Source organism: Candidatus Bathyarchaeia archaeon, from assembly GCA_038883335.1.
In the GTDB taxonomy this organism is placed as follows: domain Archaea; phylum Thermoproteota; class Bathyarchaeia; order Hecatellales; family Hecatellaceae; genus JAVZMI01.
Genome location: JAVZMI010000006.1, coordinates 15,376 through 31,358, shown reverse-complemented (window position 1 = coordinate 31,358; position 15,983 = coordinate 15,376). Strand labels below are relative to the sequence as shown.

15 protein-coding genes and 1 tRNA gene are annotated in these 15,983 nt (G+C 48.4%); 9 read left to right on the top strand and 7 right to left on the bottom strand.

The window, feature by feature from the left end; translation table 11 throughout:
• Together QXJ75_04110 and QXJ75_04105 are read left to right on the top strand one after the other, a co-directional pair.
• Positions 1-2,082 (top strand): NADH-quinone oxidoreductase subunit L, encoded by a 2,082-nt coding sequence (locus QXJ75_04110; GenBank protein ID MEM3737254.1) that lies wholly within the window; start codon positions 1-3, stop codon positions 2,080-2,082.
• Positions 2,069-3,586, top strand: a complete 1,518-nt coding sequence (locus tag QXJ75_04105; protein MEM3737253.1) for an NADH-quinone oxidoreductase subunit M — start codon at positions 2,069-2,071, stop codon at positions 3,584-3,586. Before QXJ75_04110 ends, QXJ75_04105 begins: the two co-directional genes overlap by 14 nt.
• Before the next feature lie 18 nt (positions 3,587-3,604).
• Here QXJ75_04105 and QXJ75_04100 read toward each other — a convergent pair whose 3' ends face one another.
• On the bottom strand, positions 3,605-4,753 hold the full coding sequence (locus QXJ75_04100) for a Coenzyme F420 hydrogenase/dehydrogenase, beta subunit C-terminal domain (protein ID MEM3737252.1): 1,149 nt from the start codon (positions 4,751-4,753) through the stop codon (positions 3,605-3,607).
• A 327-nt stretch (positions 4,754-5,080) separates the two neighbouring features.
• On the opposite strand from QXJ75_04100, the gene QXJ75_04095 reads away from it, so the two are divergent.
• The 3 genes from QXJ75_04095 to QXJ75_04085 all read left to right on the top strand — a co-directional run bounded on the left by QXJ75_04095 (position 5,081) and on the right by QXJ75_04085 (position 7,114).
• Positions 5,081-5,767: a hypothetical protein gene (locus QXJ75_04095; protein ID MEM3737251.1), complete on the top strand. Its 687-nt coding sequence runs from the start codon at positions 5,081-5,083 to the stop codon at positions 5,765-5,767.
• Between the two features lie 241 nt (positions 5,768-6,008).
• Positions 6,009-6,527: a uracil-DNA glycosylase gene (locus tag QXJ75_04090; GenBank protein ID MEM3737250.1), complete on the top strand. Its 519-nt coding sequence runs from the start codon at positions 6,009-6,011 to the stop codon at positions 6,525-6,527.
• Positions 6,528-6,757: 230 nt separating this feature from the next.
• Positions 6,758-7,114: a hypothetical protein gene (locus tag QXJ75_04085; GenBank protein MEM3737249.1), complete on the top strand. Its 357-nt coding sequence runs from the start codon at positions 6,758-6,760 to the stop codon at positions 7,112-7,114.
• A 90-nt stretch (positions 7,115-7,204) separates the two neighbouring features.
• Here the strand turns inward: QXJ75_04085 and QXJ75_04080 are convergent, their stop codons facing one another.
• From QXJ75_04080 to QXJ75_04065, 4 genes are all read right to left on the bottom strand, one after another.
• Positions 7,205-7,927 (bottom strand): hypothetical protein, encoded by a 723-nt coding sequence (locus QXJ75_04080; protein ID MEM3737248.1) that lies wholly within the window; start codon positions 7,925-7,927, stop codon positions 7,205-7,207.
• A complete protein-coding gene (locus QXJ75_04075) occupies positions 7,924-8,610 on the bottom strand; it encodes a DUF5591 domain-containing protein (protein MEM3737247.1) in 687 nt (228 codons plus the stop codon). The genes QXJ75_04080 and QXJ75_04075 overlap by 4 nt, the downstream gene beginning before the upstream one ends.
• An 88-nt stretch (positions 8,611-8,698) precedes the next feature.
• Entirely contained in the window at positions 8,699-9,445 is a 747-nt protein-coding gene (locus tag QXJ75_04070) for a queuosine precursor transporter (protein ID MEM3737246.1), read from the bottom strand.
• Complete coding sequence (locus tag QXJ75_04065; GenBank protein MEM3737245.1) at positions 9,430-9,744, bottom strand: hypothetical protein; 315 nt, start codon at positions 9,742-9,744, stop codon at positions 9,430-9,432. Before QXJ75_04065 ends, QXJ75_04070 begins: the two co-directional genes overlap by 16 nt.
• A 134-nt stretch (positions 9,745-9,878) precedes the next feature.
• On the opposite strand from QXJ75_04065, the gene QXJ75_04060 reads away from it, so the two are divergent.
• From QXJ75_04060 to QXJ75_04050, 3 genes are all read left to right on the top strand, one after another.
• Positions 9,879-10,115, top strand: coding sequence for a hypothetical protein (locus QXJ75_04060; protein ID MEM3737244.1), 237 nt, complete (start codon positions 9,879-9,881; stop codon positions 10,113-10,115).
• Between the two features lie 67 nt (positions 10,116-10,182).
• Complete coding sequence (locus QXJ75_04055) at positions 10,183-10,629, top strand: DUF6114 domain-containing protein (protein MEM3737243.1); 447 nt, start codon at positions 10,183-10,185, stop codon at positions 10,627-10,629.
• A 60-nt stretch (positions 10,630-10,689) separates the two neighbouring features.
• Complete coding sequence (locus QXJ75_04050; GenBank protein MEM3737242.1) at positions 10,690-11,916, top strand: trypsin-like peptidase domain-containing protein; 1,227 nt, start codon at positions 10,690-10,692, stop codon at positions 11,914-11,916.
• A gap of 257 nt (positions 11,917-12,173) precedes the next feature.
• On the opposite strand, the gene QXJ75_04045 is transcribed toward QXJ75_04050, so the two are convergent.
• Positions 12,174-12,252: transfer RNA gene (locus QXJ75_04045), tRNA-Pro, on the bottom strand.
• A 13-nt stretch (positions 12,253-12,265) separates the two neighbouring features.
• Complete coding sequence (locus QXJ75_04040; GenBank protein MEM3737241.1) at positions 12,266-13,543, bottom strand: hydroxymethylglutaryl-CoA reductase, degradative; 1,278 nt, start codon at positions 13,541-13,543, stop codon at positions 12,266-12,268.
• A 131-nt stretch (positions 13,544-13,674) separates the two neighbouring features.
• Here QXJ75_04040 and nrdD point away from each other — a divergent pair, with 131 nt between their 5' ends.
• Positions 13,675-15,915, top strand: a complete 2,241-nt coding sequence (nrdD, locus tag QXJ75_04035; GenBank protein MEM3737240.1) for an anaerobic ribonucleoside-triphosphate reductase — start codon at positions 13,675-13,677, stop codon at positions 15,913-15,915.
• The last annotated feature ends 68 nt before the right edge of the window (positions 15,916-15,983 follow it).

Here is a 15,983-nt window from a genome sequence, read left to right as displayed (position 1 = left end):
ATGGGGTATATCGCAGAGTTCGTTTGGACTGCTTGGCTGGCTTGGGTTTTCCCAATCCTCGGGGCAGTGTTGACACCCCTTCTTGCTAAGATACATTCTAGGCTTAGAGATTACGGCGCCGTCGCGTTCGCTTTTTTTGCTGTCGTGATGACTGTAGCTATGATACCATACATCTTGGAGGGCAGGTTGCTCCATACTCAAGTTGAGTGGCTTCTCTTACCAGGCGCGCCGATTTTGAGTAAGCTGATGGCCGGTTTGATCGTAGATCCACTCAGCGTTATCATGGCTAATGTGGTCTCCATAATAGGCTTCCTCATCATGGTCTACAGTCTTGGCTACATGCGTGGCGACCCAAGTTTGACGAGGTACTGGTTCTTCATGAACCTCTTCATAGGGAGCATGTTGCTTCTCGTCCTCTCCGATAACTTCATACAGCTTCTCTTCGGTTGGGAGGGCGTCGGCCTTTGCTCATACGCTTTAATAGGCTTCTGGTATCGGGACGCTAAGGAGGACTGGCTAAAATGCTGGGTTGGAGAGGGAGCCGAGGCATACCCTCCATCCCACTGCGGGATGAAGGCGTTTATTACAACTCGAATAGGCGACCTCTTCCTCCTATTGGGGATCTTCGTGATTCTAGTCTTCACCGGCACGGTAAACTTCCTCGACCTTCAGAATGGCAGCATACTGCGGGTTCCAGCAGCTTTCCTGATCCCTGCAGTATTCCTCCTACTTGGGGGCCCCATCGGCAAATCAGCGCAACTGCCTCTAATGGAGTGGTTACCAGACGCGATGAGCGGTCCTACAACTGTCAGCGCCCTAATCCACGCTGCAACCATGGTTAACGCGGGGGTGTACCTTGTTGGTAGGATCTTCCCGATGTTCTACTTAGCAGCTTGGCACGGGGGACCCAACGGGCTGGTTAACTTCTTCTATGTCGTGGCTTGGGTGGGCGCAATCACCGCGTTTGTGGCTGGCAGCCAGGGGATGGTGTCGGGGGAGATCAAGAAGGTTCTAGCTTACTCGACTGTCAGCCAACTCGGTTATATGATGCTTGCATTAGGTGTTGCAGGGTCAACTGCCGAGTTTTTAGTTGGCTATACGGCTGGTGTCTTCCACCTTATGAGCCACGCTATGTTCAAGGCTGCGTTATTCCTCTCCGCTGGGGCGGTGATCCACGCATGCGAGTCGAGGTTCATGTACCATATGGGAGGGCTTAGGCGGCATATGCCGATAACCTTCTGGGGTATGAGTCTAGCAGTTTTCTCTCTCATGGGTGTCCCCCTCCTCTTCAGCGGCTTCTGGAGTAAGGACATGATATTGGAGGCATCGCTTGAAGCCGGACAATACTGGATCTTCGCCCTAGCCTCCATCACAGTAGCTGTCACCAGCTTCTACAGTGTAAGAATGCTCGGCCTGACCTTCTTCGGCTCTAAGAGCAACCATATCCAAAACTTGGAGACGAAGGGTCATCATGTGCATGAAACTGGAGTAATCATGTGGGGGCCCTTCATGGCACTCGTAGCCGGAACCATAGCCTTCGGCGCCACTGGTAGCCTCATTAAAGGGTGGCTAGAAGAGGTCTTCAGCGATTACCTTGTAAGTGTTACAGGTATGCTGGGTCATGGCAGCTCTCCGAATGGGGTTGAGCCCTCCGCCATAGCGGGAGTGCCTCCGGAGGAGGCCGTATGGGTGACAACCACTGTATCCTTAGCCGCCTTAGTGGCAGGGGCCTTTCCAGCTTACCTCTTATACGTGAGAAGGAGAATCGACCCCGCTGCTATCCTTGAGCGTTACACTGCCCTAAAGGTTCTAAGGGAATTTGTCCTTAACAGGTGGTACATTAATCGCGTCGCCTACCGGCTTTTCGTATATCCCACTTTAGATTTCAGCCGTTGGGTCTTGGAGAATGTGGAATTGAAAGGAATCGACCGTTTCAATTATTTGTTGGCTGGTGCAACTAAAGGTTTAGCCAGTAGTTTCCGGAGGAGCCACACCGGAGTTTTAAGTTACAACATGGTCGCTGTAGTCTTCGGATTTGTATTTTTCCTCTTGGCAATAGTTATCGCTAATGGATGGTGGTAGAATGATCGACGGCGGAGGTCTACTCCTTCAAGTGGTATTTGCTCCGATTGTTTTCTCTGCTGTGTCTCTTGCCACAAGTAAGGTATTGGGTAAATATGTGGGGTGGCTGGCTTTCGTCGTCATGGCTTACAGCACGGCAATCCTCACCTTCATCTCCTTCAGTCTCCCAGCTTGGGGGGGGAGCCTTGAAGCATCTTACAGTTGGGGCGCCTTTGTGGGGGATTTTACTCTAGTCGCCGACGGACTCAGTGCACCGTTCGCCTTACTCATCGCCATGCTCTCCGCTCTAATAGCTGTCTACTCAATCCCCTACATGGAGCGTGAGCATGCACTAGGCCACTATTTTGCTCTTTATCTGCTCTATGCGGGGGGGATGCTGGGGACTGTGTTAACTACAAACCTTGCGAGTTTCTTCATCTTCTTCGAGTTGATGCTCCTCCCTTCTTGGGCTCTAATAGGGTTCTGGGGTACGGGCCAGAGGGAGAGGATAGCATTCAAATACTTCATGTTCACAGAGTCCGGTGCTCTAGCTTTACTCGCTGGGATAGTGACAACCCGCTTCATCTCTGGAACATTCGACGTCTTCGATGTGGCTACCGGGATGCATGGCGTAAACCCCACAACCACCATAGCCATCGCGTTGGCCATACTGATAGGGCTCTTCGTTAAGATGGCTATCTTTCCACTTCATACATGGTTGCCTGACGCTCACGCCGAAGCTCCGACCCCAATAAGTGCGCTGCTCTCGCCTGCGATGGTGGGGATAGGTGGGTATGCTGCCATCCGTATAATCTATACTTGCTTCCCAACGGTTCTTGGCAATTGGCAGCTAACAACATCCTTGGTAGTCTTGGCCGTGGTAACGATGATCTATGGCGGCTACATGGCGTTGGCTCAAGATGATATTAAAAGATTGCTAGCCTACTCTAGCATTAGTCAGATGGGGTATCTCCTCTTCGGCGTAGTATCCGTTTCTACCTTGGGCCTCACCGGCGCTGTGCTCATATACGTTAGCCATGGTTTAGGTAAGGCTATCCTATTCCTCATAGCTGGCATATTCATCCATTCACTCAATACTAGAAACATAAAGAGCCTCGGCGGGCTTGGGGGGAAGATGCCTTACTCCGCCACCGCCGCCATGGTAGGGTTCCTAACATTAATGGGAGCTCCTCCTCTCATAGGCTTCTGGGGGGAATTCCTGACCTTCAGCGGCTCCATGTATGCTGGTTTCATCAGCGAGACGAACACTGACTTAACGCGAGTACTCGTAACCAGCGTCGCCGTCATCTTTTCAGCTTTGACCGCTGGCTACGGCCTCTGGACGATTAGGCGGATCTTCTTCGGCCAAACCCCTCCGCAGTTATCAGGTGTGAAAGAGGGCCCGCGGCTTATGGTTGCACCCGTAATTGTTCTAACGGTCATCACAATACTGCTTGGGCTATACCCAACTTTCATCACGGTAACAGTGGCGCCTTCAGTGTCTCGTATAGTGCCAACAGCATAAATGAAAGAAGGCTCTGCATCAGGTTTGCCCCTGGCCTAGCATAACCTTAAGATCCTGGACTGTGACGAACTGTTTCCCTCCGCTATGCTCCCTCTTCAGGGCGACAATCTTTGTAAGGCGCTCCAACCCTTTCTTAACCTGATCTATAGTTTGGTACTCAATATACCCATCAGAGGCTGCAGCCTCGAATAGTCTTTTACCAGCCTCGGTCCTAAGTATTGTTGTAGACCACCCTTCAGCTGAGCCGACGGATCCCACCGAGACATCTGCAAGCTCGGCGGCGAAGTCCCCGCACTGGAGGCAACTTGGCTTTACGTAAGGTTTCACCTCTTCTAGGGGAACCTCAATTACATCTTTGCCTTCAAGCTTTACGACAAATTTGCCTTTTTTTATCGCGAACTTCCTGATCTTTGAGAGGTCTAGCCCCTTCTTGCCTTGTAGATATTCGCGAATTAACCCTTCGTAGCTGAAGCACTCCATGCAGAACAAACCTACACTCAACACTACCCTCTCTCCCAGCTTTAAGACTCCCATAGGCGTAGTCTGCATCTTGCGGATTGCCCTGATCTGGCATGGAACTCCAACGACGGCTATCCTACTCCTTCCATAGTTCTCTACAGCCTCACTAACTCCAAGAAGCGTTTGGCTGGTTGTGTATCGTGTTCCCGCAAATTTCTTAAGCTCCTCAGATGTAACGGCCACCTTCGGTATGGCTTTCCAGGGCTCATTATCTGAAACCCCGGATACCACAGCGCAGTCTATAATACCTTTGTCAAAGGCGTAAGATAGTAGCGCCGTCACAACCCCACCATCTGCAGCTACTTCCAGTATATCCTCCCTCTTAGATCTCGCCGTATAACAGTCTAAGTGAACTCCAAAGGTTTCAGTCTCAAGTCTACGTCGTCCAAAGACCAACTCCTCGAGTTCCTCTGGGGAGGGTTCAGTCCTGGGGCATTGGTAGTAACAGAACTCGCAGAGTATACATTTACCTATCAATGTCGGTGTTTGATCTTTCATTACCACGACGGAGACTGGGCAGGCGGCTGCGCATGCACCACAACTGACGCAGAGGTTCTTCCTTATAACCTCTGAGAGTAAGGTTCCGAAGGTCTTCGGTTTGCGGGTTGGAGACTGTTGCGCAGCTTGGACGGATTTAATCCCGGACACTTTTCACCATCCCTAGAAGTGTTCCATCATGGTACGCTTTACAATGCTTCTCCAGTTAAACTTATTCACCTATTATAGGTGTCTCCTTTTTAAATATGGCTGGGGATCTTCTTCCCTGCGGTTCATAATCAGAGTGGTCGGTTAAACATTGAAGTTTAATGATCGTGCTTGCAGAGGTTTTACATTCCGAGCAGCCTTACGCTCCCACCCGTTAGACACAGATTGCTGCTAGTCTATTTATTGACAGGCGTCGAAAATCTAGCACACCCTAAATCTGTTAATAATTATTCTAATATACTTGAAGCCACCATTTTTTCTGGTAGCCGTATGAAGGTCGTGATAGTTAGCCTCCGCGATGTTGCACTCATCAGAAATGCTCTAACCAGGTTAGGCTTTGACGTAGTCCATAAGGATCCTGATCTGGTTATAGTGAGTGGCGGCGATGGGAGCATTCTCTACAGTGAGAGGTTATTCCCATCAATCCCGAAGTTGGCTTTTAAGCGAACTCGAGTTTGTAGGAGGTGCGAATACCCCATAAACAACCTGAATGAGTCTCTTCTAAAACTCAGGGATGGATTATATGAAGTGAAAGAAGAAATGAAGCTTAGAGCCATTTTCAAGAATCAAGTTTTCGTAGCCTTGAACGAGATACAGGTTCGTAATAAACTCCCAACGAGAGCACTGAGGTTTTCGCTTGCAGTCAACGACAAAATTTATCCATATTTGATCGGTGACGGCGTAATTGTGTCAACCCCATTTGGCTCCTCAGGTTACTATCATGCGGCTGGAGGAGAACCCTTCGACCAAGGGATTGGAGTCTGCCTGAACAATCCCTTCTCTACATGTGAAAGAAGCTTCGTGGTCTCGGAGGATTCGAAGGTAAGGGTCAAAGTGCTGAGGGAGACAGCCTTTCTTGCAGCTGATAATGAGGATGAGAGGATAACTGAGATGCGGGAGGGTGAAGAGGTTTACATAGAAAAAAATGAAAAGGCTAGGCTCATCAACCTCCTCTAAACTGGGGTCTTCTCTCAAACACACTCCCCACTTTTCCAAGGATGCTGTCTACACCATAAACGTTTGGCAGCTTTCCGTAGTTTTAGGGAAGTCTACTACTCTCAAGAAGGAATATATGTAGTTCAGTGTACAAATCTGCCATTCATGGTAAACACCCTTACAGTCGTTAAAGCATTTGTCAAAGCAAAAACCACCCCTTCGAGATTAGCTAAGGTATAACTTGCTTCAGGGTGCATGTAATATGGCCGAGATTCTGTCCATCAAGAAAATACAGGTCGAGGCGTTAAACCTCAAAGTCTCAACATGCCTAAAGTGTCGTCTTCACACGTATAGAACTCACGCGGTACCAGGTGAGGGAGCCCTCGATGCAAGGGTGCTCTTTGTAGGTCAAAGTCCAGGTAGGAGTGAAGACGCCGCTGGCAGACCCTTTATAGGTAGAGCGGGGCGTTTTTTAGGTGATCTTTTAAATCTCACCGGGCTTGGCAGGGATGAGGTTTATCTCACATCCTGCGTCAAATGCCTTACACCGAATAACAGAAAGCCTAGGAAAGATGAGGTTGAGGCCTGCATGCCTTACTTAGAAAGGCAGCTGTCAATCATAAACCCTGAGGTTGTGGTTCTGCTTGGGGACGTGGCACTTAAGGCAGTGTTGGGGGGAGGGAGCGTAAGCCATCTTCACGGTGAAACACTAGTGATCAGTAGCCGAAAAATTTTTTGTAACCTACCATCCTTCGGCTGGATTGAGGTTCCCAAATATTAGAGAATTCGTTATAGAAGACTTTGGGAAGTTGAGAAAAATATTAAACGTTAAATTTTAGGGGGTGTTGGAAAAATTTCATATAACCAATCAGCAATAATTAGCTTAATCAACCGCGTTCGGAGGAAACATCCGGCGACTTGCCAGCTTGGAGGGGCAGCCCAAGTCGAGTTTGATCTATCCTCAACATAAAACGCTACTCAGCTCGGTGTTAAACATTGGCTGAAAAATACTTGAAAGTCGTTGATAAGGTTCTCAGTGAAGGCAGGTTATACTTAAAGTTCAATGATGTCTTCTATAAGGTAAAGAGCCTAACGATTCAGGGTTTGAGCGCTAGATTTGACTGCAGAAGCTTGGAAAATGGTGAAGATTATGAGATCAACTTCAAGGTAGATGAGAAACTCCTCGGCGATCTGATAAGGTTTGGGTTGAAGGACGAGCGTAACAGTATATTCATCATCTCGGAAGATATGGATAGACCTGTATGGTTTGAAACCTCTATTGCGGAGCTAATAAAAGAGGTGGAGAAGAAAGGATTGAAGAACGACCTCAGGAGAACATTAGGCATGTACCCAGACATGGAAGTCTGAAAAATGAACAGCATGGTACTTTCACTATCAGAATTGGACTATCAAAACTCACCTCTTCTGCCCCTAACTTTCTAAGCCAGCAACCTCTCGCTATTCTATCTCCCACACCCTACCTTCAGTCAGATCCACATCTAGGCAGTTTTCGGATAAAAAGGTCATGAGCCTACGAGATATCGGCTTGGTGTTCGGCATCTCTGGGGTGTACCTTCGATATCGAATAGCTACCACACCGTCGAATAACTGTTTAAATGATGTCACACTCTCGATAACGCTCTCCTCACTTATACCTTCCATCCCGAAAAGAACATACACGACGAAGCGTATACGCCCACCCATGCTGTCCCTCACAGTTTTTCTAAGCTCAGAGATTCTCGCCACCTCAGACTCGGTTATGCATTTCCCCAAGCTACGCCTAATAGACTCGTTGCTGCTCTCAAAGCCGAAACGTATCTCCAAGGTACTGGGCTGCAGAAGGCTTAAGGTGCATTTTACGGAGTCTTCATTGACGAAGTGTGGAAGCGACTCTATGTCGACGTATCTGCCCTTAGTGACATTTGAGAGCTGCTGTACTACATAGAGGGGCAGCTCAAAGAATGATCCGCCGTTGAAGATTGAAAGCCGCCTCACCTCGCATGTTGCGTTATACCTTGCTATCTCTTCGATGATATGTAAATCTGTCTTCAAAAGCTCCTCTAGATCAGTTGTAGATTCTTTGGATAGATTGCAGAAGATACACCGTCCCCACGAGCAGGGGAACCCTTTGAGGATCGCTACCAGTCTCTTACTCTTCTCGTCGTAGTCGACCCCTATCATCTCAAGAGTCCTCTAATAGATGATTGCAGACTGCGTAGGTTAGACGGCGTTATCAGGACTATGTCGTCCTCATAGTCGTAGACCCCAAAAGATGCCTGCTTCACCTCGCTCTTCGGTATCTTCTCAGGGCGTAGGGACAGGTTAGGTATCTTCACCTTAAGCTTCATGTCCTCCTCCAACATTCTTATCGCGCGGTAGCTTTCAGAATCCCATCTCAGGTAACAGGCGAACCTATCATAGAACAGATTGAACCTCTCGACGTACTGCCTCAAGCGTCGGCTGAGGGTTTCAGTGTACAGCTCTTTTATCTCAGGGTTCTCATACCTGGGGTTCCAGTCATAGCAGCAATATGGGTAGTGTTCTTCAAGCTCACGCGGGATTACTCCGGCATTGGAAACCACTATTTGGTGGATGTCCGCGTATGCCTTACCAAGCCTCTTCAAAGCCTTAATTATGAAGTAATGAATGTATGATTGGCTGTAGGGTTTTCCGTAAGCGCACGGAATGAAAAGCCCCAATTTATAGTGCCTCCCAAGCTTATACCCTTGAATTACTCTCCTATAACCCTCCTCGAAGAAGGGGTGAAGGAGATACTCAGCTCCAACGCCGCGGAGGTAGGTCTTACCGTCACCTGACCATACCAAGTCTGTCCCATTCCACGTTGCTCCTGTCTTCACTGTCATCTCCCCCAATTCACATGTAACCGCTAATCAGTTACTCATTACAAGACATACCTGTATGGCGCTCGGGTTGGTTGCTAATAGTCAAAGGCTATGCTTGCTGTGTCACTGTTATGCTGCTCCACTCCACCTCAGCTTTCCCAGTCATCCGTTTATACCATATAAACCACGGGTTATCTAGAATCCCGATAAGGTTCTTACTAACTATTTGACCTATAATCAGGGGAACTATAGGCATAACCCCGTAGAAGGCTAAGGTTACAAAGATCACACTGTCCAAAGTTAAATCTAAAATGTCGCTTACTGTGCTCCGCAACAGAATCTTTGTCTCATACTTTCTCTTTAGCCAAGCAAAGACATACGCATCTATATTCTGGCAGATTAGAAACGCTACCCAGGAGGCTACAGTTATCCTTATGGACAGGCTGAATAGACTCTGCCATGCCTCCTCAAACTGGAAGAATGGTGCTGGAGGTAGACTGTTAACCATTGCTATAAATACCACTAACAACACCTGCGTTATGAAGGCTATTAGGATCGCTAGATGGGCTTTGCCCCTCCCATAGGTCTCATTTACCATATCAATCGCCTGTGCGATGAATGGGTAGACAAATACAGCGGCTGGCGCGAAAAATGAGTAAACACCCAAGTCAAAAGCCACAATCCTACTGGCAATTATCTGAGATGCGCCTAAGTAGATTGTGTAAAAAGCGGTGAGCGCAGCGAAGCCGTGTTCCGGGAATCTTCTTACTATATAACTGCTCGCATAGGTCACTACTGTGAGGCTGACCGCCCAATATACCCAAACTATAGGGAACACTGCTATTTCACTCTCCAACTCAAAAGCTCCTCGTAGGTTCTCCTAATATGGTAGACAGCCACAGCTGCGTCCTCGCCTAGGGCGCACCTGCAGGATTCACAGCTTGGGCAAGCTACCCAGCCGCAGCTGGGACACACCATGGCCTCAGCTATATTGATCTTCTCCCCGCATTTGAAACAGTAAACCTTAATCTTTGAATAGAACAGCAGGAAGCTTTCTACCGCTCTGGATAGCGGCGTTCGCCTCTCCGCGGCTACCTTCTCGGCGCTCCTTAGGACGGCGCCGTCGACTGTTATCGTCAATTTAACCTTATTCATACGTAGTAATGCGTATAAAAGTTATTACAGCCTCTATTCTGTCAGGGGCTGTCTATCTCACCTAAGCTGCGGAAGAGTTCTGGCGTATTTATATAAGGCTGAGAAGTTACATCCCCTCAACAGAGAGTTTAGGTGTGGAGATTAAAGAGATCAGAGTTCGGGATAGAGTTGGAATACGCGGCCTGAAGAATAAGGGTGCAATCGAGATTTCCGAGGATGAAGCTGGGAACTTCGTAATCATCGTCGGCAGGAGAATTGAGAGGAGAGAGATGCTCACCCTCCCAGAGAGTATGTGGAGGACAGACTGCTCCAGGGAAGAGTTAGTGAAGGCGGTTGAGAGCTTCTTGACCAACCAAATCTTAGCTGATTGATAGTCTAACCTACAAATGGAGCATGGATTATATGCATCAGGTGTTAAACCTGAACTAGGTAGATTTTATGAGTAGAAATGAGAGGCCAATGGCGGCATGTGTTCTCTCCTTCGCTGCGGGTTCTCTTATACTGTTCAATGTGGTGCTTCTGGGCGTCATCAGATCCTTTATTGTCGAGTTTGGCATAGCCGGACTGATACCTCCTTCTCACTTCTACATAACCACCTCGGCCGTTGCTCTGTTGCTCCTAAACATGCTGATGGCTGCTGGGGCGATGTTCGGTGTCATCGTGTTGCTGGGGGCGTCTATGTTATACCGCAACCCTTCACAGAAGAGGTTATGGGGCATCGTCATCTCCGTGTTCTCAACACTTAGTATAGTCGTAGGTGGGGGTGTTATCGTGGGTTTTGTTCTTGGCGTGGTAGGAGGGTTTTTGGCGCTCACATGGAAGCCGAACCTAGCCAGGATAGACGGGGAGTTGGGACACACCGCGGAAGCTAGTTTGACGGATTAAGTCTGAAGGGGCATTGAAATATTTATCTGGATAGACATTGACATCTCAGTAGTGTTTGGCATGGAGCAAGAGGCAAAGAGAGAGCTCTCTGTTAAAGTGGTTGTTCTGATAGTCTCTGTAGCACTGGTTGCAGGCGTACTTGCTGGCAACTACCTTACCTGGGTTCTCAACCCATCTCGGCTAGAAATAAATCAACTTAAAGAGCATGTCGAAGTTCTATCAGAGAAACTATCCCAGATCAAAAGTGACCAGGAAGTTTTAAAAGAGAAAATTGAAGGTATATCTGCAAACCTCTCAGAGTTACAAGGCAAAATTAAGACAGCGGACAGGGTATTTGAGGCCGTTGCAGGGTCTATTGTCTCAATAAAGGTAGGCGTCATGCAGGATGGATTGGTGAGCGAGTCTGAAGGGTCAGGTTTCGTATTCAGCGATGAAGGCTACATCCTAACCAACAATCACGTAGTTGAGGGTTTTGAGGCTCAACTAGGGATTGAAGTCATTTTTATGGATGGGACAACAGTTAGAGGCCGGTTTGTATCTGCAGATCCCTATAGCGACATTGCGGTGTTAAAAGTAGATCTGCCTAGTGGAGTTAGGCCGCTCACCTTAGGTAATTCATCTTCAGTAAAGGTTGGAGAACCTGTAATAGCCATTGGTAACCCTCTAGGTCTGGGGGGCTCTCTAACCACCGGCGTCGTGAGCCAAACTCACAGAAGCCTCGAAATGAGGGAGGGTTTCTCGATCTACAATGTAATCCAGTTTGATGCCGCTGTTAATCCAGGAAACTCTGGGGGGCCGCTTTTAAACTATCGAGAGGAAGTTATCGGCATTACAACAGCTACTGTTCCGAAATTGTATGGTGAAGGTTTAGGGTTCGCGGTGCCATCAAATATGGTAAAGAGAGTCGCTACCTCTCTTGTTGAGAGAGGAGAATTTAAGCATCCTTGGATCGGTATTGTCGCTCTCTCTCTAGACTTAAAAATAGCGGAGGCTATGAATTTGAACGTCACTCGCGGCGTCCTAATAGTAGATGTTGTGGAGGGCAGCCCAGCTGAGTCCGCGGGGTTAAGAGGTGGAACTCATCCGATTACTATTCTAGGCCAAACGATGGAGATCGGCGGTGACATCATAGTACAAGTTGACGGTGTTGAGGTTAGGACCCTTGAGGACCTTGGAGCATACCTAGATGAGTATAAATCCCCCGGCGATACAATAAACGTGACCATTTTGAGACACGGCGTAAAACTTACAATTCCACTAAATCTGGGGGAACGCCCCTCCCCCTAGGCTCATAGCCGAATATTTTCGGAGTTAATTGATTTATAGCGTCCATCTTAACTATAAGGATTAAAGAGCTTAGCGTAGGAACAGCCGCGGTCTTACAATTCTCCAACCCTGAAGATGCATTACCTTCTGCCCTATACGGACTAATTATGCACATCACCGCACCGATCTTAGTAATAATTTTCAAGAGGTAAAATTCTGGGTACGAGGCCCCTCTGCAAAACGGAAGTTAAACTATAAACCATCGCTGGAGATAGGTTTGGTGGGGTGGGTGGGATTTGAACCCACGATCTCCTGGGCCCGAGCCAGGAATCTTAGACCAATCTGGACTACCACCCCTCCACAGACTGCATTAGCTTTCCTTCTCCAGTGTCAATTCGCTCAAAATTTCTTTAGCCCTGTCTAACCTGATTCTGTGCTCTGAGATCATCCTTTCCGCAACCCTATCGATCATTTCACCCCTCGCCCCGGCGGCGAAAGCAATATTTCGAGCGTGAAGCTTCATGTGTCCCTCCTGTATCCCCTCAGTAGCTAGCGCCCTCAACGCGGCTAAGTTCTGAGCTAAACCCACGGCGGCTAGAACTTCCCCCAACTCGCGGGCAGTCTTTACTCCTAAAATCTTAACCGCCACCTTTGCTATCGGATTCGAGGCTGTGGCTCCACCCACCAGTCCTACTGCAACAGGGAGTTCTATGCTGCCGACGAGATCGCCTTCGACGCTCTTCTCCCAAACAGTCAAGGGGCTGTATTGTCCCCCCCTACTGGCGTAGGCATGTGCACCAGCCTCCACGGCTCTCGTGTCGTTCCCAGTCGCGAGTACCACGGCGGTAATTCCGTTCATTACTCCTTTGTTATGGGTTGCGCATCTATACTGATCAGCCGCCGCGAAGGCGTAAGCTGCAATTATGTCGTCCACCACATTCTCCCCACCTAGGGTCTCTTTTGGGATGACTACTGTAGCCCTGGCCAGCCGTCTCGTGGCAAGGTTTGAGACTATCCTCAGGAGGGCTCTCCCGCGAGTTGTTTCCTCTATTATCGGCGCCACAGCTTCAGCCATCGTGTTGATGACGTTAGCCCCCATAGCATCCTTGCAATCTACTAATAGCTCGGCGATAACCATGGGGCCTGACGAAGTTTGGATCACCCTCGCCTCAAGATCCTTTGCACCCCCGCCAAGTGATACTAGGAGTGGGTCTTGTTCATTCGCCTTCGAGAGAATCTTCCCTTTCTCTTTAAGGACGGCTACTCTCGCACCGTAAGGATCCTTGACGTCTACGACTTGAATTTGGCCGATCATCACAGGATCCGTACTATCCGTCAGGAATCCCCCCCCATCCCTCGCAAGTTTCGCCGCATGGCTGGCGGCAGCTACTACTGAAGGCTCCTCAGTAGCCATGGGAATTAGATAGTCTTTACCGTTGATGAGGAAGTTCACGGCAACCCCTAAGGGTACCGGCATAACTCCAATCAAGTTCTCTATCATCCTCTCCGCAACCTCGATTTTCAGAGGTGAGGTTGAACTAAGCAACCGCGTCTCCTCCTCAGTGAGTTCCGCGAACTTCTTGATTATCTCCAGCCTTCTCTCGTAGCTTAACTTATAGAATCCTGGAAGTTGAGATGTTTTCTCCAAGTCCAAACCTCCGTCAAACCTCTACATAAGAACACGTGAGATTCAGGCTTATATGCTACAAACACGTTAATGGTAATTTAAGGGTTGGGTTTAAAAAATTAGACAAACTCACCCGTAACGGGGAAGGACAGATGCCAAGGAAGCCGCAGAAAATTAGCGCAGATATATTTAATGCAGCGTCTGCGCCTACAAGGCTTCAGGTACTCAAGCTTCTCAATATGAGGGGACCACTCGCCTATAGTGAGATCATGGAGATGCTCAACCTTGAACCGGCCAAGGATGCTGGTAAATTCGTGTATCACCTCCGAAGCCTACTAAGTGCAGATCTCATAGATGTGGATACAGCCACCAAGAAGTATAAGATAACTGAACTCGGCACTATAGTTGTCAACTTTTCTCAAAGTCTCGAGGAGTACTCACTCAAAAAGTCTGGGAAACTCTTGGTGAGAACCTCCCGCCACACAATTGAAGGTTTCGAAAGAAGTAAGATCACCAAGGCACTAGTGGAAGAGGCTGAGCTTCCCCAAGACTTGGCTGAAAAAATCTCTCTTGAAGCTGAGGAGCGTCTCTTAAAGGTTCCGGCCAAGTATCTGACTGCTCCCCTCATAAGGGAGTTTGTAAATGCCATCCTGATAGAGAAGGGGCTTGAGGACTATAGACATAAGCTGACGAGGCTGGGGATGCCAGTCTACGACGTTACGGTGCTGTTTCGAGAGGCAGCTAAGGAGTCAAGGACAGTTGAGGACGTATACTCGGCGGCGGGCGGCCAAGTGATGACCGAGTATATGCTTCTAAAAATTCTCCCAAAAGAGATTGCCGACGCTCACCTCTCCGGTCAAATATACATATGCCAACCGAGTTCTTGGGTGTTAAAGCCCCGTGGCATCTACCATGACCTGAGATATTTCCTCTCAAAGGATCTAGGTGCCCTCGAAACAAGTCTGCTGTTACCTTACTGCCCTAAACCTAAGAGCCTAGCGGGCGCTTTGGTGGCAGTCTCCTATATAACTGAAACCTTCAAGAGGGAGGTTGCTGGGGAGCAGACAATAGATTACTTCAACATATTCCTTGCGCCATACTTGGAGGGGCTCTCAGACGGTGAAGCACTTGAGAGCCTGAAAGGTCTCCTATGTACGATCGGTCTTAGAACTAGTAACCAGCCGGGAGTTGTGACTTTAGGGCTCGAAGCTTTGGTTCCAGAACACCTGAAGGAGTCGCCTGCCATAGTGCCTCCTGGGGGCAGGGAAGGCGTATACGGTGAGTACGAGGATGAAGCGGAGAGACTCATGAGACTACTTTTTGAAGCTGCCTTGGAGCTCAGTGAGAAAAAACCCCTACTCAACCCTCGCCTATTACTCAAATTCAGGCGTGAGTGCCTCGCAGATGAGTATGATGAGAGCCTATTGAAGGCTCATGAATTAGCGGCGAGATTCGGCGTGGTATACATCGCCAATAATACTGAAGAATGGCAGAATACCTCTAGCTACGATGCGGTTGGTGGTAGGATTGAGGCTGACGCTACAGGCGACTGGGAAGTTGACACCATGCGGACTGGTTGTTTGGCTAACATTACAGTGAACTTGCCACGGATTGCCTATGAGGCAAGAGGGAGTGATGAAAGGTTCTTTGGAGATCTGGATAGCGCCTTCCAGATAGTTGATAGAGCTCTAGATATAAAATATCAGGTGATGGAGGATAGGTTAAAGTCAGGGCTCCTACCCTACCTGCAATACAGCACTAAGGAAGCCTACTACAGACTTGAAAGATCCCTAAAAGTCATAAGCGTTATCGGGTTAGATGAAACCGTCAAGTTTCACGTAGATCGTCATATATATGAGGACGTGATCGCCCAAAACTTCGCCGTTCAGATAATGGAACATCTGGCAAGCCTTGCTAGTTTATCTTATAAAAAATCAGGGAGACGGTTCACAGTCTCTCAAATCTCGGAAGAGAGAGCATCTAGAGCTTTGGCAGAGCAGGACTTGGAGAAATACGGAAGATCCACGGTGTACCGGTATGAGAATGATCGGCCTCTCTACACCAACTATTTGGCTGTTCCACGTGAGGCTCAGCTCTCACCTTTGGAGAGGCTTCAATTCGAGGCGAGGTTCCATCCTCTCTCTAGGGGGGGTCATCTAGCTCCCGTCCCATTGGAGGATGGATCTACTAGTGAAGAGCTGCTGAAGCAGACTAAAGAGATCTGCGCTAACTATAGTATAGGCCTTTTCGTCTACTCCCCAAACCTTTCCCACTGTAGCGCCTGCGGGAGGACCTTCAGGAGTCACCTAACCAAATGTTCTGCCTGTGGGTCTACAAATATAACCAGGTACAGTCGTACCGCCAGCGGATATCTGCCCTTGAGTAGTCCATGAGTCTGGAAGTATCTCTTGCATTTTAGTATATTTTTTTAAATTAAAAACTCTAATTTTTTATATAATTA

Excerpts from the sequence above, each read along its gene's own strand:
- QXJ75_04110 (MEM3737254.1), top strand. The coding sequence starts at position 1 with ATGGGGTATATCGCAGAGTTCGTTTGGACTGCTTGGCTGGCTTGGGTT.
- QXJ75_04105 (MEM3737253.1), top strand. The coding sequence starts at position 2,069 with ATGGATGGTGGTAGAATGATCGACGGCGGAGGTCTACTCCTTCAAGTG.
- QXJ75_04095 (MEM3737251.1), top strand. The coding sequence starts at position 5,081 with ATGAAGGTCGTGATAGTTAGCCTCCGCGATGTTGCACTCATCAGAAAT.
- QXJ75_04090 (MEM3737250.1), top strand. The coding sequence starts at position 6,009 with ATGGCCGAGATTCTGTCCATCAAGAAAATACAGGTCGAGGCGTTAAAC.
- QXJ75_04080 (MEM3737248.1), bottom strand. The coding sequence starts at position 7,927 with ATGATAGGGGTCGACTACGACGAGAAGAGTAAGAGACTGGTAGCGATC.
- QXJ75_04075 (MEM3737247.1), bottom strand. The coding sequence starts at position 8,610 with ATGACAGTGAAGACAGGAGCAACGTGGAATGGGACAGACTTGGTATGG.
- QXJ75_04065 (MEM3737245.1), bottom strand. The coding sequence starts at position 9,744 with ATGAATAAGGTTAAATTGACGATAACAGTCGACGGCGCCGTCCTAAGG.
- QXJ75_04055 (MEM3737243.1), top strand. The coding sequence starts at position 10,183 with ATGAGTAGAAATGAGAGGCCAATGGCGGCATGTGTTCTCTCCTTCGCT.
- QXJ75_04050 (MEM3737242.1), top strand. The coding sequence starts at position 10,690 with ATGGAGCAAGAGGCAAAGAGAGAGCTCTCTGTTAAAGTGGTTGTTCTG.
- nrdD (MEM3737240.1), top strand. The coding sequence starts at position 13,675 with ATGCCAAGGAAGCCGCAGAAAATTAGCGCAGATATATTTAATGCAGCG.